Raw genomic sequence first — 16,929 nt, forward strand, 5'->3', positions numbered from 1 at the left:
GAGATGTTCAACGTTACAAAGAAATCGATCGAATGGGGCGGCGAGACGCTGACCCTCGAGACCGGCAAGGTCGCCCGTCAGGCGGATGGCTCGGTCATCGCCACGCTGGGCGAGACCTCGGTCATGGCCAACGTGACCTTCGCGAAAGCCGCGAAGCCGGGCCAGGACTTCTTCCCGCTCACGGTTCACTACCAGGAACGCTATTACGCTGCGGGCAAGGTGCCCGGCGGCTTCTTCAAGCGTGAAGCCCGCCCCTCCGAGAAGGAGACGCTGACCTCCCGCCTGATCGACCGCCCGATCCGCCCGCTGTTCGTGGACGGGTTCAAGAACGAAGTGCTGCTGATCGTCACCGTTCTCAGCCATGACCTCGTGAACGAGCCCGACATCGTGGCGATGATTGCCGCTTCGGCGGCGCTCACGATTTCGGGCGTGCCCTTCATGGGGCCGATCGGGGCCGCGCGCGTGGGCTTTGCCAACGGCGAATATGTGCTGAACCCCGATGTCGACGACATGCAGAAGCTGCGCGAGAACCCCGAGCAGCGTCTGGATCTGGTCATTGCCGGCACGAAGGACGCCGTGATGATGGTCGAATCGGAGGCTTACGAGCTGTCCGAGGCCGAGATGCTCGGCGCGGTGAAGTTCGGCCACGAGGCGATGCAGCCGGTGATCGACATGATCATCGACTTTGCCGAGGAAGCCGCGAAAGAGCCCTTCGACTTCTCGCCGCCGGACTACGCCGCGCTCTATGCCAAGGTGAAGTCGCTCGGCGAGGCGCAGATGCGCGCCGCCTTCGCGATCCGCGAGAAGCAGGAGCGGGTGAACGCCATCGACGCCGCCCGCGCCGCGATCAAGGCGCAACTGTCGGATGCGGAACTGGCCGACGAGAACCTCGGCACCGCCTTCAAGAAGCTGGAAAGCTCGATCCTGCGCGGCGACATCATCAACGGTGGCGCCCGCATCGACGGCCGCGACACGAAGACCGTCCGCCCGATCATCTCGGAGACGAGCGTCCTGCCGCGCACCCACGGCTCGGCGCTGTTTACCCGCGGCGAGACCCAGGCGCTGGTCGTGACCACGCTCGGCACCGGCGAGGATGAACAGATCATCGACGCGCTGCACGGCAACTCGCGCTCCAACTTCCTGCTGCACTACAACTTCCCGCCCTATTCGGTCGGCGAAGTGGGCCGCTTCGGCCCGCCCGGCCGCCGCGAGATCGGCCACGGCAAGCTGGCGTGGCGCGCGCTTCAGGCGGTTCTGCCGGCGGCGACCGACTTCCCCTACACGATCCGCGTCGTGTCCGAGATCACCGAATCCAACGGCTCGTCCTCGATGGCCTCGGTTTGCGGCGGGTCGCTGTCGATGATGGACGCGGGCGTGCCGCTGAAGGCGCCGGTCGCGGGCGTGGCCATGGGCCTGATCCTGGAAGACGACGGCAAATGGGCCGTGCTGACCGACATCCTGGGCGACGAGGATCACCTCGGCGACATGGACTTCAAGGTGGCGGGCACCGAGAACGGCATCACCTCGCTGCAGATGGACATCAAGGTCGCGGGCATCACGCCCGAGATCATGGAGCAGGCCCTCGCCCAGGCGAAGGACGGCCGGATGCACATCCTCGGCGAGATGTCGAAGGCGCTGTCCTCGGCCAATTCCTTCTCGGCCTATGCGCCGAAGATCGAGACGCTGACCATCCCGACCGACAAGATCCGCGAAGTGATCGGTTCGGGCGGCAAGGTGATCCGCGAGATCGTCGAGGTCTCGGGCGCCAAGGTCGACATCAACGACGACGGCGTGATCAAGATCGCCTCGAACGATCAGGCGGCCATCAAGAAGGCCTACGACATGATCTGGTCGATCGTGGCGGAGCCGGAAGAGGGCCAGATCTACACCGGCAAGGTGGTGAAGCTGGTCGATTTCGGCGCCTTCGTGAACTTCTTTGGCAAGCGCGACGGTCTGGTGCATGTCAGCCAGATCGCCAACAAGCGCCTGACGCACCCCAACGAGGTGCTGAAGGAAGGCCAGGAAGTGAAGGTCAAGCTGCTCGGCTTCGACGAGCGCGGCAAGGTCCGCCTCGGCATGAAGATGGTCGATCAGGAGACCGGGCAGGAAATCGCGCCCGAGAAGAAGGAAGAGGCCACCGAGGCCTGATCTTTCGGGCGCCTGCCGCCCGGCCTTGGCCCCGCCGCATCCGCGGCGGGGCCTTTTGCTGTCCTGCGGACCGCAGATGGCTCAGAGGCCGCCCATCTCGCAGATCACGCGCCATTCCTCGTCGCTGACCGGCTGGACCGAGAGGCGCGAATTGGTGACGAGCACCATGCCGGCCAGCCGCGGCTCGGCCTTGATGGCCTCGAGCGTCACAGGCCTCGGCATCGGCTCCACCGCCCGGACCGTCACGCAGTCCCAGCGCGGATCGTCGGCGGTGGAATCGGGCGCGGACAGGCCGCAGACCTCGACGATGCCCACGACTTCCTTGCCGATGTTGGAATGGTAGAAGAACCCGCGCTCGCCGAGCTTCATGGCCCGCATGTGGTTGCGCGCCTGATAGTTGCGCACGCCGGTCCATTCCTCTCCGGCCTCGCCCTTGGCCTGCTGCTGCTCCCACGACCAGGCGTCGGGCTCGGACTTGAACAGCCAGAAGGCCATCAGCCCACCACCTTCTTCCATTCCGAGATCGTCACGCTCTCGAACAGCCCGGCACGGGCGTAGGGATCGCCCGCGGCCCAGGTCTGCGCATCGGCCAGCGTCTCCACCTCGAGCACCACGAGAGAGCCGGTCATCTGCCCCTCGGGCGAGAGGAACGGGCCGGCCATCTCGACCACGCCGGTTTCGGCGATATAGGCGAGGTGGGCGGCGCGGTTGTCGAGCAGGGTCTGGAGCGCACCGGGCCGGTCGGTGCAGATCAGGGCCACGCGCATGGGCTACTCCTGTTTCAGGGGGCGGGACAAAAGGGTCTGGATCGCCTGCGGCAGCGTCACGCGCCCGTCGATCAGCGCATCCACCATCGCCGTGATCGGCATGTCGATTCCGCGCCGCGCGGCCAGCGCCACGACCGCCGCCGCCGTCGCCCGGCCCTCGACCGTCACGGCGGGATCGAAGCCCGCGCCCGCGCCAAGGGCCTGCCCGTAGCGGAAGTTCCGCGACTGTTCGGAGGTGCAGGTCAGCACCAGATCCCCCAGCCCCGAAAGGCCCGCAAGCGTATCGGCGCGCGCCCCGAGCGCCAGCGCCAGCCGCTGCATCTCGGCATAGCCCCGCGTCATCAGGGCGGCCCGCGCGGATTGCCCGAGGCCCGCGCCGATGACGACGCCCGCGGCAATGGCGATCACGTTCTTCAGCGCGCCGCCCAGCTCGGCCCCCACCGTGTCCGTCGTGCGGTAGAGCCGGAGCGTCGCCGTCGAAAGCTGGCGTTGCAGCGCCTCGCCCGCGGCCTCGTCCGCGGTGGCAAGGGTCAGGGCGGTCGGCAGGCCGCGGGCGATGTCGGCGGCAAAGCTCGGGCCCGTCAGGATCGCGGCCGTGGCGCGCGGGCAGGCTTCGGCGATCAGCGCGGTCGGGCCGTGGCCGGTGGCAAGGTCCACGCCCTTGCAGCAGGCGACCAGCGCCCGGCCCTCGAGGTGCGCCGCATGATCCCGCAGAAGCCCGCCCAAGGCCTGCATGGGCACCGCGAGCAGCACGGTCGGCTCGGTCACGGTGTCGATGTCCGACGTGAGCCGCACCAGCGGAGGAAGCTCCACCTCGAGCTTCGTCACACCGCGCCGCGCCCAGAGCGTCACGGGCTGCTCGCGCCCCAGAGACACGGCAAGGGCCGTGCCGAAAGCGCCCGCGCCGAGGATGCCGATCATGCCTTTGCCCCCTTCCTGCCCGACCCGATCAGGGCCGGCGCGCTCTGGTCGAGAGGCCAGCGCGGGCGGGCCTGCAGATCCATCCCGTCGCGGCCGCCCGCCCGAAACCTCTCGATGCCCGCCCAGGCGATCATGGCGGCATTGTCCGTGCAAAGCCGGAGCGGCGGGGCGAGGAAGCGCACGCCCGCCTCCTCGGCCACGCGGGTCAGCGCCGCGCGGATCGGCCCGTTGGCCGCCACGCCGCCGGCCACCGCCAGCGCGGGCGCGGGCGCCTGTTCCGCCGCATAGACCGCGAGCGCGCGGCGCGTCTTTTCCGCCAGCACATCCACCACGGCCGCCTGAAAGCCCGCGCAGAGATCGGCCCGATCCTGCCGCGTGATCCCGCCCTTGTCGGCCACGATCCCGTCGCGGGCGCGCAGCAGCGCCGTCTTCAGCCCCGAGAAGGACATGTCGCATCCCGGCCGGTCCAGCATCGGCCGCGGAAAGGCGAAGCGGCGCGGATCGCCCGTGGCGGCCTCGGCCTCGACCGAGGGGCCTCCGGGTTGCGGCAGGCCCAGAAGCTTGGCGGTCTTGTCGAAAGCCTCGCCCGGCGCATCGTCGATGGAACCGCCAAGGCGCGAGAATGCTTCCGCTCCACGAGCGATCAGGAACTGGCAATGACCTCCCGACACGAGAAGCATCAGATAGGGAAAGGCGAGCCCGTCCGTCAGACGCGGCGTGAGCGCGTGTCCCGCGAGGTGGTTCACCCCCACGAGCGGCAGCCCCGTTCCCGCCGCCAGCCCCTTGGCCAGCATCACGCCCGACAGCACGCCCCCGATCAGGCCCGGCCCCGCCGTCACGGCGATGCCATCCAGATCGCCAAGACCCAGCCTGGCCTCCTGCAGGGCGCGTTCGACGCAGAGGTCGAGCCGTTCGACATGGGCGCGGGCCGCGATTTCCGGCACCACCCCGCCGAAGGGCGCGTGCAGCGCCGCCTGCCCGTCCACCACCGAGGACAGGATCTCGGCCCGCTCGGCCGCGCGCACCACGGCCGCCGCGGTGTCGTCGCAGCTGCTCTCGATGCCGAGGAAGGTGAGCGGGTGAGACATGGCGCGCCGTTGCCGAAGGTTCTGACCGCAGGTAACACCTTGCTCATGGCCCCACAATCCCGCCCCCTCCTTCCGGCCGTCCTTCTCACCCGCCCCGAGGCGCAGGGCGCGCGCTTTGCCGCGGCGCTGCGCGAGGCGCTGGGGCCGGTGCGGCTGGTGACCTCGCCGCTGATGGTGCCCGAGTTCCTCTCTCCCCCGATCGCGCTCCGGCCCGAGGCGCTGATCTTCACCTCCGAGACCGGGGTGGACGGCTTCCGCCGCCTCGCCGCGCCCGAACTGGCGGGCGTGGGCCGCGCCTGGTGCGTGGGCAACCGCACCGCCCGGGCCGCGCGGGCCGCGGGGCTGGACGCGCGGTCAGCCGAGGGCGATGCCGAGGCGCTGATCGTGGCCATCGTCGCCGCTGGCGAGAAGGGGCCGCTCCTTCACCTGCGGGGCGCGGAGTCGCGCGGAGAGGTGGCGCCCCGGCTTGCGGCGCAGGGGCTCGTGGCGGACGAGGCCGTCGTGTATGACCAGCGCCCGCAACCGCTGTTGCCCGAGGCGCTGGCGCTGCTGGCCGAGGGGGCGCCGGTGCTGGCGCCGCTGTTCTCGCCGCGGACGGCCCGGCTTCTGGCGCTCGAACTGGCGCGGACGGGTCTGGACCCGCAGCTCTGGGTGGCCGCGATGAGCCCGGCGGTGGCCGAGGCCGCCGGCCCGCTCTGTCCGGCCCGCCTGAGCGTCGCGGCCCGCCCCGATGCCGACGCGCTCCTCGATGCGGTCAAGGCGCTACTTGACGCAGAGGCAGATGCTTGAGGCATCCCGCCGCAGCAGCTAGGGTGACTGCGGTCACAAAACACCTGAAAAACTGGAAGGCACGGCGATGTCAGAACCGGAGTCCCGCGAACCTGGTGAGAAGAATCGGGACGATGACTCGCCCGACCCCCAGACCCTTTCCAACCCCGAACCCGTCGAGGTGGGAGAGGCCGCCGAGCCGACGCCCCCCGAATCAGCGGACGAGGGTCTGACCACGGAAGGCGTTGCCGCCGAGCCCTCCGATCGTGACCGCGCGCTGCCCGACGAGGCCGAGATCATCGCCGAGATGCCGCCCGCCCGCGACAGCGAAGCACTGGACGAGCCCGCTCCCGTCGCCCCGCCACCCCCACGCAAGCCCGAGCCGCAGCGCAGCGGCAGCGGGCCGGCCGGCTTCGTGCTTCTGCTCGTGGGCGGAATTGCGGGCGCGGCGGGCGGCTTCGCCTATTCCCGCCATGCCCAGCCCGACTGGCCGCTCGCCAACTACGGGCAATCCGAACAGTCCGCGGCGCAGCAGCGCGAGATCGAGGAGCTTCGTGCCGAACTCGCCTCGGCGTCGCAGGCGGCCCCGGCCGCCGAACCCGCCCCGGTCTCCGGCCCCTCGCAGGGCGAACTGACCGCCGCGCAGGACCGGGCCGCCGCGGCCGAGGCCCGCGTGGCGGAGCTTGAGGCGCAACTGGCGCAGGCGCCGTCCGAACCGGCCCCGGCGGCGGATACCGGATCGCTTCAGGCCGAGATCGAGGCGCTTCGCCGGCAGATCGCCGAAGCCTCGGGCTCGGCGGTCAGCGACGCGCAGGCCGAGGCGCAGGCCCGGATCGCCGAGGCCGAGCGGGCCGCCGCCGACCTCAAGGCCGAGGCCGAGGCGCAGGCGCGCGCCGCCACCACCGCCGCGGCCCTCGCGCAGGTCGAGGCCGCCATCGACGCGGGCTCGCCCTTCGCCGAGCCGCTGCAGCAGCTTTCCGAGCGCGGCATCGAGCCGCCGGCCGCCCTCGGCGCCCATGCCGAGGCGGGCGTTCCGACGCTCGACACGCTCGAGGATGATTTCCCGGCCGCCGCCCGCGAGGCGCTGGCCGTGTCGCGCCGCGCGACGATGGGCAACAGCTGGACCTCGCGGGCGCAGGCCTTCCTGCTCTCGGAGGCGGGCGTGCGCTCGCTGGCGCCGCGGGCTGGCGACGATCCCGACGCCGTGCTTTCCCGCGCGGAGGCCGCCGTTCGCTCGGGGGATCTGCCGAAGGCGCTGGACGAGATCGCGGCGCTGCCGCCCGAGGGTCAGGAGGCCATGACCGGCTGGACCGAGGCGGCGCGCAAACGCATTGAGGCAATCGACGCCGTCGCGGCTCTCGCCGCAGCCGCGGAAGGGAAGTGAGGCCGGTTCCATGCTTTGGTCCTTGATCAAGATCCTGATTTTCGTGGCCCTCGTGGTCGGGCTCACGTTCGGCGCCTCGCTGCTGATGGAGAGCGGCGGCGCCTTGCGTCTGGCCGTCGGCACCCTCGAGCTGAACCTCGGGCCGCTGCAGGCGGTGATCGCCGCGCTGCTGCTGATCTTCACGGTCTGGCTGTTCCTGAAGATCGTGGGGTTCCTCTTTGCCGTCCTGCGCTTCCTGAATGGCGACGAGACGGCCGTCTCGCGCTACTTCGACCGTTCGCGCGAACAGAAGGGCCTGCGGGCGCTGTCCGAAGGCATGATGGCGCTGGCCGCGGGCGAGCCGCGCATGGCGATGTCGCGGGCATCGAAGGCGCGGAAATACCTCGGGCAGAATGCGATGACGACGCTGCTGAACGCGCAGGCGGCCCAGCAGGCGGGCGATTCGCGCCGCGCGCAGGAATCCTACAAGCTGCTTCTCGAGGATGAGCGGACGAAATTCGTCGGCATCCGGGGCCTCCTCAAGCAGAAGCTGGACGAGGGCGACACCGAAACCGCGCTGGCGCTGGCCCAGAAGGCCTTCGAGATCAACCCCAAGCATTCCGAGACGCAGGACATCCTGCTCAAGCTGCAGGCCGACCGCCACGACTGGTCGGGTGCGCGCAGCACCCTCACCGCCAAGATGAAATCGGGCGCCCTGCCCAAGGCCGTCTACAAGCGCCGCGACGCGGTGCTGGCGCTGCAGACGGCCAAGGACGTGTTTGACGAGAATGCCTCGATCGAGGCGCGCGAGGCGGCGATCCTTGCCAACAAGCAGTCGCCGGACCTGATCCCGGCGGCCGCCATGGCGGCGCGCAGCTACCTGGCGCAGGGCAACAAGAAGTACGCGACGCGGGTGCTGAAGAAGGCGTGGGAGGCCGAGCCCCACCCCGATCTGGCCGCGGCCTTCGCCGAGATCGAGCCGAACGAGACCCCGGTCGAGCGGCTCAAGCGGTTCCGCACGCTCACGTCGATCAATCCCGACCACGAGGAATCGCGGCTGCTCACCGCCGAGTTGTCGCTGGCCGCCGAGGACTTCCCGGCGGCGCGGCGCGCGCTTGGCGACATCGTCTCGCGCCATCCGACGCAGCGGTCGCTGACCATCATGGCGGCGGTCGAACGCGGCGAGGGCGGTGACGAGGCGCTGGTGCGCGGCTGGCTGGCGCGCGCGCTGTCGGCGCCGCGGGGGCCGCAGTGGTGCTGCGACAACTGCCAGACGGTCCACGCCAACTGGGCGCCGATCTGCGACAACTGCGGCGGGTTCGACACGCTCAGCTGGCGCGAGCCCACGCAGAAATCCACGCCGAGCGCCACCGGGACCGAGCTTCTGCCTCTGATCGTGGGTGCGCCCGCGGCGGCGCAGGCCTCGGCCGCGGATGATGACGTGATCGACGAAAAAGCGGTTGAGCCCACCTCAAAATAGGGCTACCCACCGCCGCGGGACTTTGCTAGAAGCCCGCAACATCGCCGGATCGGGCGCAGGCGGACCAGCCGCCGTGCGCCAGATCCCCGGAAGAAGACCGCAACATCAGCGGCTTGAACCGGAGCAGCGACGGACAGGTCCGCCCGGCGGACCTTCCAGAGAAGTGCCGGTGTAGCTCAGCTGGTAGAGCACGTCATTCGTAATGATGGGGTCGGGGGTTCGAGTCCCTTCACCGGCACCACTTCTCTCCCGATCTCCGACAACCTTCCACGCCTCTTCCGCTCTGGCTCGGCGTTCGGCGCCGCCGTTCCTGACGGACATGGACGGGCCGCCTTGGGCTGTTCGCGAAAGGCGACTTTTCCCGTTCCTTTTCATGACACCCGGGATCACGCTGGACGCCATGGCCGCAGGGTGCCACCCTCGCTCCGGCACCAAGCGGAGGATGACATGATCGAGAAACGCGACTTCTACATCGGCGGCCGGTGGGTGGCGCCGGTCACGCGGAAGGATTGCGAGGTCGTGGACCCTTCCACCGAAGAGGTCTGCGCGGTGATCTCGCTCGGCGATCAGGCCGACACGGACGCGGCCGTGTCCGCGGCCAAGGCCGCCTTCGAAGGCTGGGCCGCCACGCCCCCGGCCGAGCGGCTGCGGCTCGTGAAGGGAATCCTCGCGCAATACGAGGCGCGCAAGGAAGAGATGGCGCAGGCGATCAGCCTCGAGATGGGCGCGCCCATCGACCTTGCGCGCACCAGCCAGGCGCCTTGCCTGCCTTGGCACCTCACGAACTTCCTCAAGGCGTTCGAGGAGATCGAGTGGGTCCGACCGCTCGGCCCGCACGCGCCGTACGACCGCATCGCGCTGGAACCGATCGGCGTCGTGGGGCTCATCACGCCCTGGAACTGGCCGATGAATCAGGTGACGCTGAAGGTGATCCCGGCGCTGCTGGCGGGCTGCACCTGCGTGCTGAAACCCTCCGAGGAGGCGCCACTGTCCTCGCTGCTCTTTGCCGAGTTCGTGCATGATGCGGGCATTCCGGCGGGCGTCTTCAACCTTGTGAACGGCGACGGCGCGGGGGTGGGCACGCAGTTGTCCTCGCACCCGGATGTCGAGATGATCTCCTTCACCGGCTCGACCCGCGCGGGCCGGGCGATCTCGAAGGCCGCGGCCGAGTCGCTCAAGCGCGTGACGCTCGAACTGGGCGGCAAGGGTGCGAACCTGATCTTCGCCGATGCCGACGAGCGCGCGGTCGAGCGGGGCGTGAAGCACTGCTTCAACAACTCGGGCCAGAGCTGCAACGCGCCGACCCGGATGCTGGTCGAGCGTCCGCTTTACGACCGGGCGGTCGAGATCGCGGCCGAGGTGGCCTCGAAGACCCGCGTGGCCTCGGCGCATGAGGAGGGGCCGCATATCGGGCCGGTGGTGAACAAGCGCCAGTTCGAGCAGATCCAGGCCTACATCCAGAAGGGCATGGACGAGGGCGCGCGGCTGGTGGCGGGCGGCCTCGGCCGGCCCGACGGGCTGAACCGCGGCTTCTTCGTGCGGCCTACGGTCTTTGCCGACGTGACCCCCGGCATGACCATCGAGCGCGAGGAGATCTTCGGGCCGGTCCTGTCGATCCTGCCGTTCGAGACCGAGGACGAGGCGGTGCGGATCGCCAACGACACGCCCTATGGCCTGACCAACTATGTCCAGAGCCAGGACGGCGCGCGGCGCAACCGCCTCGCCCGGCGCCTGCGGTCGGGGATGGTCGAGATGAACGGCAAGTCGCGCGGCGCAGGCGCCCCCTTCGGCGGCGTCAAGGCCTCGGGCCGGGCGCGGGAAGGCGGCGTCTGGGGGATCGAGGAGTTCCTCGAGGTCAAGGCCATCTCGGGCTGGGATCCCGAGGCCGAGGCGCTGGCCGCGGAGTGACGACGGGCCGGGGCGGGCTAGCTTTCTGCCCCGGTGCCGCCCGTCAGAAGGGACAGGGCGCGCTGTAGGTGAGGCTCTTGCCTGTGTCAGGATGGCGGACCCGCAGGCTCTCGGCGTGAAGCATCAGGCGCGGATGCTCCCGCGCGGCACCCGCCGCATAGAGCGCGTCGCCGAGGATCGGATGCCCGGTTTCGGCCATATGCACGCGAAGCTGGTGGCTGCGGCCCGTGACCGGCATCAGCCGCACGCGGGTCTCGTTCGGCAGATATTTCACCACCCGCCAGTCGGTCTGGGCCGGGCGGCCGTTCTCGTGATCCACATGCTGCCTCGGCCGGTTCGGCCAGTCCACGCAGAGCGGCAGGTCCACCCGACCCTCGCGCGGTTCCAGTCGGCCCTCAAGGCGGGCCACATAGACCTTCTTCGTCTGCCGCTTCTCGAACTGCTGGCCCAGCGCGGCCTGCGCGGCCCGCGTCAGGGCGAAGACCATCACCCCGGAGGTGTCGCGGTCGAGCCGATGCACCAGCAGGATCTCGGGGAAGACGCCGCGCAGGCGCTTGATCAGGCAGTCGGTCTTGTCCTCGCCCTTGCCAGGCACGGACAAGAGGCCCGCAGGCTTGTCCACCACCACGATCTGCGCGTCGTGGTGGATCAGCGAAAGCGGCACGTCCGGCGGGGCATAGAGGTCGGTCATCCCCGCCCCATAGCCGAGGCCGCCCGCGGGAACAATCACCCGCTGCCCGCGATTGGACCGGGCGACCCCGTCGGGAGAGAAACCATGAGCGAAGCCATCACCACCCGCGACCATGACACGATCCGCAAATGGGCCGAGGCCCGCGACGGACATCCGGCAAAGGTGGATACGGGCGGCAAGGGCGGCATCCTGCGCATCGACTTCGGCGAGCCGGAAGACCGGCTGACCCAGATCGACTGGGAGGAGTTCTTCCAGATCTTCGACGAGAACGGCCTCTCCTTCCTCTATCAGGACAAGACGAAGGACGGCGGGCAGAGCCGGTTCAACAAGTTCGTCTCGGAGTGACCGTCCGGGGCGTCACTCCTCGTCGTCGCCTTCCAGTTCCGGGGTGCCGTCGTTCACGCGGTAGTAGTCGCCGGCCTCGGCCATGAAGATGTGATGCCCCATCCGCAGCCCGGTGGCCCCGTCGAGGGCACCGGGCGAAAAGCTCATGCGGTCGCTGTCGTCGGGCTTCCAGAAGAGGCTCGATCCGCACAGGGCGCAGAAGCCGCGGCTCGCCCGGTCCGAGGCGCGGAACCAGCGCAGCCCCTCGTCGCGCGTCAGCCGGAAGCGGTCGAGCGGGACCGACGTTGCCGCCCAGAAATGCCCCGACCATTTGCGGCACTCGTTGCAGTGGCAGGCCACGACCGGGCGCGCTTCGCCGTCGGCCTCGAAGGCCACGGCCCCGCAGAGGCACGCGCCGCGCATCACGAGGCCTCGCGGAAGGTGCGGTCGAGCAGCGCCTGAAGCCGCCGCGCGTCCTCTTCGGTGAAGGCCGCCGGCGTGTTGCTGTCGAGGTCGAGCACCCCCAGCAGCCGGCCCTCGCCGTTGCGGACCGGCAGAACGATCTCGGAGCGGGTGGAGGACGAGCAGGCGATATGGTCGGGAAAGGCCTCCACGTCCGGCACCAGCTGGATCTCGCCCGTGCGCGCCGCCGCCCCGCAAACGCCCCGCCCGAAGGGGATCACGAGGCAGCCGTGCGAGCCCTGGTAAGGCCCGATCTTCAGCACCTCGGGCTCGGTCACGCGGTAGAAGCCCGTCCAGTCCGACAGCGGGTGCGCATGGTGCAGCTCGCAGGCGACGGTTGCCATCAGCGCGACGGTATCACGCTCGCCGTGGCAGAGCGCGTCGATGGTCTGGTCGAGCCGGTCGTAGTCCATGTTCCCTCCAGGGTGCCGCCGCGGATGCGGCCGGGCGGGCAGGATAGGCCCGCCGCGACCGGAACGGAAGCCGCCGGTTACCGAATGTCAACGGATGGGCCCTAGCCTGCGTCGGCGGAGAACAGGAGCTGGCGATGAACCTCGAGGCGGAAGCACGCGGAGACCTTCTGGTGGTGCGCGTTCAGGAAGAGCGGATTGATGCGGCGAGCGCGATCCAGTTCAAGGACAGGATGCGCGAACTGGTGGCGGCGCCCTGCCCGCGCGTTCTGCTCGATCTTTCCCGCGTGACATTCCTCGACAGCAGCGGGCTTGGCGCGGTCGTGTCGGTGATGAAGCTGCTCGGGCCGGATCGGCGTCTTGAACTGGCGGCACTTGGCCCGGTCGTGCAGAAGGTGTTCCGGCTCACCCGGATGGATAGGGTCTTCACGATCCACGAACGGGTGAGCGATGCCTTGTGACCAAGGCCTCAGCAGCCGCATCACGCTGCTCAGTGCTCCGCTCGCGGTGCGCGAGGCGTTGGCCTCCCTCGTCGGCTCGCCCGTGATCCGCTCTCTGCCGCAGGAAGACAGGCTCAACGCCGAGATCCTGCTGGCCGAGGTGCTGAACAATTGCGTGGAACATGCCTATGGCGACGGGAAGGGCGAGATCGAGGTGTCGCTCGCGCTCCGGCGCGGGCGGCTGGCCTGCGAGATCGTCGATCGCGGTCGGCCGATGGCGGGCCGAACGCTGCCGCCCCGGCGCGACCTGCGGGCGGGTGCTGCACCGCCGCTGGCCGAGGGCGGGTTCGGCTGGCACATCATCCGGGCCCTGGCGCGCGACCTCGCCTACCGCAACGAGAACGGCGTGAACCGCCTGACCTTCCGCCTCGGCCCCGCCGAGGCCGACTGTTGCCCATGATGGGCCCGCACGCCGGATCGCGGAAGACCGCAATTTGGCCGGATTCCGGCTGCGAATCCGCCCCACCCGCCGCGCAGGCTGATCCTGTAGCGACTCCACGCTTCCCTCGGCGCCGGGTTTCCCCGTCCCCCACATGGTCCGGCGCCGAGGTTCTCATCTTGGAAATTTCGGCGCGGGCTTCTAGGCTCCTCCCGATCAGGAGGATGACATGCGCGATTTCCAGCTTCCAGGCCGCTCGGCCGTCCATGCCAGCAACGGCCTTTGCGCCACGTCCCATCCTCTGGCCTCCAAGGTCGCCCTCGACATCCTGCAGGCGGGGGGCAATGCGGCCGATGCGGCCATCGGCGCGGGCGTTCTGCTGGGGATCTGCGAGCCGCAGATGACCGGGATCGGCGGCGACTGCTTCGTTCTGCTGAAGCCGCCCGGCGAAGAGCGGATCGTGGCCCTGAACGGCTCGGGCCGCGCGCCCGCCGGCCTCTCGGCCGCCCTGTTGCGCGAGAAGGGGCACGAGGTCGTGCCGCTGCACGGGCCCGAGTCGGTGACGGTGCCGGGCGCGGTCGATGCCTTCTGCCGCCTCTCGGCCGACTGGGGCAACCTCGATCTGGCGCAGGTTCTGGCCCCCGCCATCCGCTACGCCGAGGAGGGCGTTCCCGTCGCCCCCCGCACCGCCGCCGACTGGGCCGTGGCCGAACCCAAGCTGCAGGGCGCGGCGCGGCAGTATTACCTCTTCGACGGAGCCGCCCCGCGCGTCGGGCAGATCTTCCGCGCCCCGGGGCAGGCCGAGGTGCTGCGCCGAATCGCGGCCCAGGGACGGGCCGGCTTCTACGAGGGCGAGGTGGCCGAGGACATGGTGACCTCGCTCCGCTCGGCCGGCGGAACCCACACGCTTGAGGATTTCGCCGCCACCGCCTGCACCTATGGCGAGCCGATCTCGGGCCACTACCGGGGCGTCGAAGTGGTGGAGCATCCGCCCAACGGCCAGGGTGCCACGGCGATCCTGATGCTGAACATCCTTGCGCATTTCGATGTGGCGTCCCTCGATCCGTTTGGCGCCGAGCGCGCCCATCTCGAGGCCGAGGCCGCGAAGCTGGCCTATGACGCGCGCAACCGCTTCATGGCCGATCCCTCGCACATGAGCCGCCTTGCCCATATGCTCTCGCCCCGAACGGCCGAGCAGCTCGCCGGCCTGATCGACCGCACCCGCGCCATGCCCTCGGCCGCGCCATTGTCCGAGTCGGTGCACCGCGAGACGGTCTATCTGACCGTCGTGGACCGCGACCGGATGGCCGTGTCGCTGATCTACTCGGTCTATCACAGCTTCGGGTCGGGCCTCGCCTCCTCGCGCTTCGGCATCAACTTCCAGAACCGCGGCGCCGGCTTCTGCCTGACGCAGGGCCACCCGAACGAGGCGATGGGCGGCAAGCGCCCGATGCACACGATCATTCCGGGGATGATCCGGCGCGACGGGCGGCTCTTGATGCCCTTCGGCGTCATGGGAGGCGCCTACCAGCCGGCCGGACACGCCCGGTTCGTCTCGAACCTCGTGGATTTCGGCCTCGACCCGCAGGAGGCGATCGACGCGCCGCGCAGCTTCTCGGGCCCCGACGGGATGCTGGTCGAGCGCGGCTACCCCGAGTCGGTGCGCGCCGCCCTCGCCGCCATGGGCCACGATGTCCGCATCCCCGACGAGCCGATCGGCGGGGCGCAGGCGATTCTGATCGGAGAGGATGGCGTTCTGGTCGGCGCGTCCGATCCCCGCAAGGACGGCTGCGCGCTGGGTTACTGAGGCGTCCCGCTCAGGGGCCGCTCAGGCCCCTGACGATCAGTTGAACTGGAACTGAAGCGGATAGCGACCGTCCTCGAACTCGCCGAACAGCTCGGCAAGGTCGGGATGCTCCACCGGCTCGCCCGTGTCGTCGGGCACGAGGTTCTGTTCGGAAACATAGGCCACATAGTAGCTCTGCTCGTTCTCGGCGAGCAGGTGGTAGAAGGGCTGGTCACGCGACGGACGGCTTTCCTCGGGGATGGCGTCATACCATTCCTCGGTGTTGGAAAACATCGCGTCCACGTCGAAGACCACGCCCCGGAAAGGATGCTTCCGATGACGGAGCACCTGTCCCAGATGATATTTCGCCTCTGTCTTGAGCATGTCACGCACCCCCGACCACTCCATTATTCCGCCTGCCAGCCATTTGTCCACCGCCACCCCGCGCGGTACAGGAAACAGTATGTGGCGCCTGCCCGCCCGCCATCCGGTCCCCACCGGCGGCCGTCACAGATCCCGGCCTGCCCCAGAGGTCAATGGCAAGATCCCGCGACAGTTCCACCGCCTCGCATTTTTCTGATAAGCGAGGCGGTTGCAGCCATTTCCCCCCCGCCGGAATTGCCCTATCCTGCGGCAAAAGAGAACACGCGAGGGGCAGATGAGCAGACTTCTCCGCGCGGCCATACTGCTGGTCTTCCTGGCCTCCTGCGGCGGCGGGCGCTACTCCCCGCCGCGCGATCTGGAAAACGCCTGCAGCATCGTCGCCGAACGGCCGCAATATTATCGCGCCATGAAGGCCACCGAGCGCCGCTGGGGCGTTCCCGTGTCGGTGCAGATGGCCACGATCCATCAGGAATCCAAGTTCATCGGCAATGCGCGCACGCCGCATCAGTTTCTCCTCGGGATCATCCCGATGGGCCGGCAAAGCTCGGCCTATGGCTACAGCCAGGCGCTTGACGGCACCTGGGAGGAATACATGGCCGAGCGCAACAAGCGCCGGGCCCGCCGCGACCGCATCGAGGACGCGACCGACTTCATGGGGTGGTACATGGACGGCACGACGCGCCGCCTCGGCATCCCCAAGTGGGACGCGACCAACCAGTATCTCGCCTATCATGAGGGCCGGACCGGCTACGCCCGCGGCAGCCAGAACGGCAAGCCGTGGCTGATCGCCGTGTCCAAGCGGGTGGGCGAGCGCGAGCAGCGGTACCGCGCCCAGCTCGCCTCCTGCCGCCGCTGACGGCGGCGGCCGAGGCCGCTCAGCGCGTGCGCTTGGCGGTCTCGGACTGGATGCTGAAGAGCGAGGCCGGCAGGTTTCCGCCCTGCGACATCTCTCCGAGGATCACTGTGGTCTGGCTGCCGGCGTCATCCGTGATGACCCACTGGCGCAGCGCCACCGGATTGGCGGTGAAGACCATCTCGATCGTGCCGTATTCGGGATGCGCCGGATCCTGCGCCACGACGCGGGTCGTGTTCCTGTCCTCGCGGTGGCCCACCACCGTGCGCGCGCGGCCCAAGTCGATGTTCTGCGCGAGGATCAGGCTCAGCGGGGTCCGGCTCAGCGGATATTGCTCGGGCGGCTGGTTCGACTTGGCGTCGAAGATCGCCACCTGTCCACCCCCCGCCATCACGAGGCTCCGCTCGGGCGGCGCATATTCGAACCGCACCCGGCCCGGGCGCTTGATGAAGAGCCGGCCGGTGGACATCGAGCCGTCGGCATTGACCTGTGTGAAGTCGGCTTCCGCCGTGCTCAGCCGATTGAGATAGGCCGAGATCGTCGAAAGCGGGATCTTCTCGGCCGCCGCAGGCAGCGCGAGGGCGAGAAGCGCCAGAGGGGCGAGGATCAGACGCATGGGTTTCATGGTGATGAAGCTAGTCGCTCCCCCTGGGCTGCGCATCCCCGCCGCCTTCACGTTGCGGCGAGGAAGGTTTCA

At 69.5% G+C, this 16,929-nt stretch carries 19 protein-coding genes and 1 tRNA gene; 11 read left to right on the forward strand and 9 right to left on the reverse strand.

Annotation, left to right across the window (positions count from 1 at the left end):
* Nucleotides 1-3 precede the first annotated feature (3 nt).
* The gene (pnp, locus tag FG154_RS10770) at nucleotides 4-2,148 is read left to right on the forward strand and encodes a polyribonucleotide nucleotidyltransferase (protein WP_145107513.1); all 2,145 of its coding nucleotides are present in this window, start codon (nucleotides 4-6) and stop codon (nucleotides 2,146-2,148) included.
* A gap of 81 nt (nucleotides 2,149-2,229) precedes the next feature.
* Here pnp and FG154_RS10775 read toward each other — a convergent pair whose 3' ends face one another.
* The 4 genes from FG154_RS10775 to tsaD are packed head-to-tail and all read right to left on the reverse strand — an operon-like array spanning nucleotide 2,230 to nucleotide 4,924.
* The gene (locus FG154_RS10775; RefSeq protein WP_145107515.1) at nucleotides 2,230-2,643 is read right to left on the reverse strand and encodes an EVE domain-containing protein; all 414 of its coding nucleotides are present in this window, start codon (nucleotides 2,641-2,643) and stop codon (nucleotides 2,230-2,232) included.
* Nucleotides 2,643-2,915 (reverse strand): YciI family protein, encoded by a 273-nt coding sequence (locus FG154_RS10780; protein ID WP_145107517.1) that lies wholly within the window; start codon nucleotides 2,913-2,915, stop codon nucleotides 2,643-2,645. The genes FG154_RS10775 and FG154_RS10780 overlap by 1 nt, the downstream gene beginning before the upstream one ends.
* Nucleotides 2,916-2,918: 3 nt before the next feature.
* Nucleotides 2,919-3,836, reverse strand: a complete 918-nt coding sequence (locus tag FG154_RS10785; RefSeq protein ID WP_145107519.1) for an NAD(P)H-dependent glycerol-3-phosphate dehydrogenase — start codon at nucleotides 3,834-3,836, stop codon at nucleotides 2,919-2,921.
* Entirely contained in the window at nucleotides 3,833-4,924 is a 1,092-nt protein-coding gene (gene tsaD, locus FG154_RS10790; protein ID WP_145107522.1) for a tRNA (adenosine(37)-N6)-threonylcarbamoyltransferase complex transferase subunit TsaD, read from the reverse strand. Before tsaD ends, FG154_RS10785 begins: the two co-directional genes overlap by 4 nt.
* A 45-nt stretch (nucleotides 4,925-4,969) precedes the next feature.
* Between tsaD and FG154_RS10795 the strand changes: the two genes are divergently transcribed.
* From FG154_RS10795 to FG154_RS10815, 5 genes are all read left to right on the forward strand, one after another.
* The gene (locus FG154_RS10795) at nucleotides 4,970-5,713 is read left to right on the forward strand and encodes a uroporphyrinogen-III synthase (RefSeq protein ID WP_145107524.1); all 744 of its coding nucleotides are present in this window, start codon (nucleotides 4,970-4,972) and stop codon (nucleotides 5,711-5,713) included.
* Between the two features lie 67 nt (nucleotides 5,714-5,780).
* The gene (locus FG154_RS10800) at nucleotides 5,781-7,076 is read left to right on the forward strand and encodes a COG4223 family protein (RefSeq protein WP_145107526.1); all 1,296 of its coding nucleotides are present in this window, start codon (nucleotides 5,781-5,783) and stop codon (nucleotides 7,074-7,076) included.
* Nucleotides 7,077-7,086: 10 nt separating this feature from the next.
* Nucleotides 7,087-8,535: a heme biosynthesis protein HemY gene (locus tag FG154_RS10805; RefSeq protein ID WP_145107529.1), complete on the forward strand. Its 1,449-nt coding sequence runs from the start codon at nucleotides 7,087-7,089 to the stop codon at nucleotides 8,533-8,535.
* Nucleotides 8,536-8,700: 165 nt separating this feature from the next.
* Nucleotides 8,701-8,776, forward strand: a tRNA-Thr gene (locus tag FG154_RS10810).
* 206 nt (nucleotides 8,777-8,982) lie between these two features.
* Nucleotides 8,983-10,443, forward strand: a complete 1,461-nt coding sequence (locus FG154_RS10815) for an aldehyde dehydrogenase family protein (RefSeq protein WP_145107531.1) — start codon at nucleotides 8,983-8,985, stop codon at nucleotides 10,441-10,443.
* Between the two features lie 43 nt (nucleotides 10,444-10,486).
* Here the strand turns inward: FG154_RS10815 and FG154_RS10820 are convergent, their stop codons facing one another.
* Complete coding sequence (locus tag FG154_RS10820; RefSeq protein ID WP_145107533.1) at nucleotides 10,487-11,134, reverse strand: RluA family pseudouridine synthase; 648 nt, start codon at nucleotides 11,132-11,134, stop codon at nucleotides 10,487-10,489.
* 84 nt (nucleotides 11,135-11,218) lie between these two features.
* On the opposite strand from FG154_RS10820, the gene FG154_RS10825 reads away from it, so the two are divergent.
* The gene (locus FG154_RS10825) at nucleotides 11,219-11,479 is read left to right on the forward strand and encodes a hypothetical protein (protein WP_145107535.1); all 261 of its coding nucleotides are present in this window, start codon (nucleotides 11,219-11,221) and stop codon (nucleotides 11,477-11,479) included.
* Nucleotides 11,480-11,491: 12 nt separating this feature from the next.
* On the opposite strand, the gene FG154_RS10830 is transcribed toward FG154_RS10825, so the two are convergent.
* A complete protein-coding gene (locus FG154_RS10830; protein WP_246100219.1) occupies nucleotides 11,492-11,881 on the reverse strand; it encodes a GFA family protein in 390 nt (129 codons plus the stop codon).
* Nucleotides 11,881-12,333 carry a GAF domain-containing protein gene (locus tag FG154_RS10835; protein ID WP_108221945.1) on the reverse strand — a complete coding sequence of 151 codons (453 nt, stop codon included), beginning with the start codon at nucleotides 12,331-12,333 and terminating at the stop codon, nucleotides 11,881-11,883. The genes FG154_RS10830 and FG154_RS10835 overlap by 1 nt, the downstream gene beginning before the upstream one ends.
* A gap of 134 nt (nucleotides 12,334-12,467) precedes the next feature.
* Here FG154_RS10835 and FG154_RS10840 point away from each other — a divergent pair, with 134 nt between their 5' ends.
* The 3 genes from FG154_RS10840 (at nucleotide 12,468) to FG154_RS10850 (ending at nucleotide 15,016) form a co-directional block, all read left to right on the forward strand.
* Complete coding sequence (locus tag FG154_RS10840; RefSeq protein ID WP_108221947.1) at nucleotides 12,468-12,791, forward strand: STAS domain-containing protein; 324 nt, start codon at nucleotides 12,468-12,470, stop codon at nucleotides 12,789-12,791.
* Nucleotides 12,781-13,230 (forward strand): ATP-binding protein, encoded by a 450-nt coding sequence (locus FG154_RS10845; protein WP_145107537.1) that lies wholly within the window; start codon nucleotides 12,781-12,783, stop codon nucleotides 13,228-13,230. Before FG154_RS10840 ends, FG154_RS10845 begins: the two co-directional genes overlap by 11 nt.
* Before the next feature lie 208 nt (nucleotides 13,231-13,438).
* Nucleotides 13,439-15,016 carry a gamma-glutamyltransferase family protein gene (locus FG154_RS10850; protein ID WP_145107540.1) on the forward strand — a complete coding sequence of 526 codons (1,578 nt, stop codon included), beginning with the start codon at nucleotides 13,439-13,441 and terminating at the stop codon, nucleotides 15,014-15,016.
* Nucleotides 15,017-15,052: 36 nt separating this feature from the next.
* On the opposite strand, the gene hspQ is transcribed toward FG154_RS10850, so the two are convergent.
* A complete protein-coding gene (gene hspQ / locus FG154_RS10855) occupies nucleotides 15,053-15,379 on the reverse strand; it encodes a heat shock protein HspQ (protein ID WP_044248910.1) in 327 nt (108 codons plus the stop codon).
* 274 nt (nucleotides 15,380-15,653) lie between these two features.
* On the opposite strand from hspQ, the gene FG154_RS10860 reads away from it, so the two are divergent.
* The gene (locus tag FG154_RS10860) at nucleotides 15,654-16,235 is read left to right on the forward strand and encodes a transglycosylase SLT domain-containing protein (protein WP_145107542.1); all 582 of its coding nucleotides are present in this window, start codon (nucleotides 15,654-15,656) and stop codon (nucleotides 16,233-16,235) included.
* Between the two features lie 19 nt (nucleotides 16,236-16,254).
* Here FG154_RS10860 and FG154_RS10865 read toward each other — a convergent pair whose 3' ends face one another.
* Nucleotides 16,255-16,893 carry a LolA family protein gene (locus tag FG154_RS10865; RefSeq protein ID WP_145107544.1) on the reverse strand — a complete coding sequence of 213 codons (639 nt, stop codon included), beginning with the start codon at nucleotides 16,891-16,893 and terminating at the stop codon, nucleotides 16,255-16,257.
* Between the last annotated feature and the right edge of the window lie 36 nt (nucleotides 16,894-16,929).

The organism is Cereibacter sediminicola (assembly GCF_007668225.1).
In the GTDB taxonomy this organism is placed as follows: Bacteria; Pseudomonadota; Alphaproteobacteria; order Rhodobacterales; family Rhodobacteraceae; genus Cereibacter_A; species Cereibacter_A azotoformans.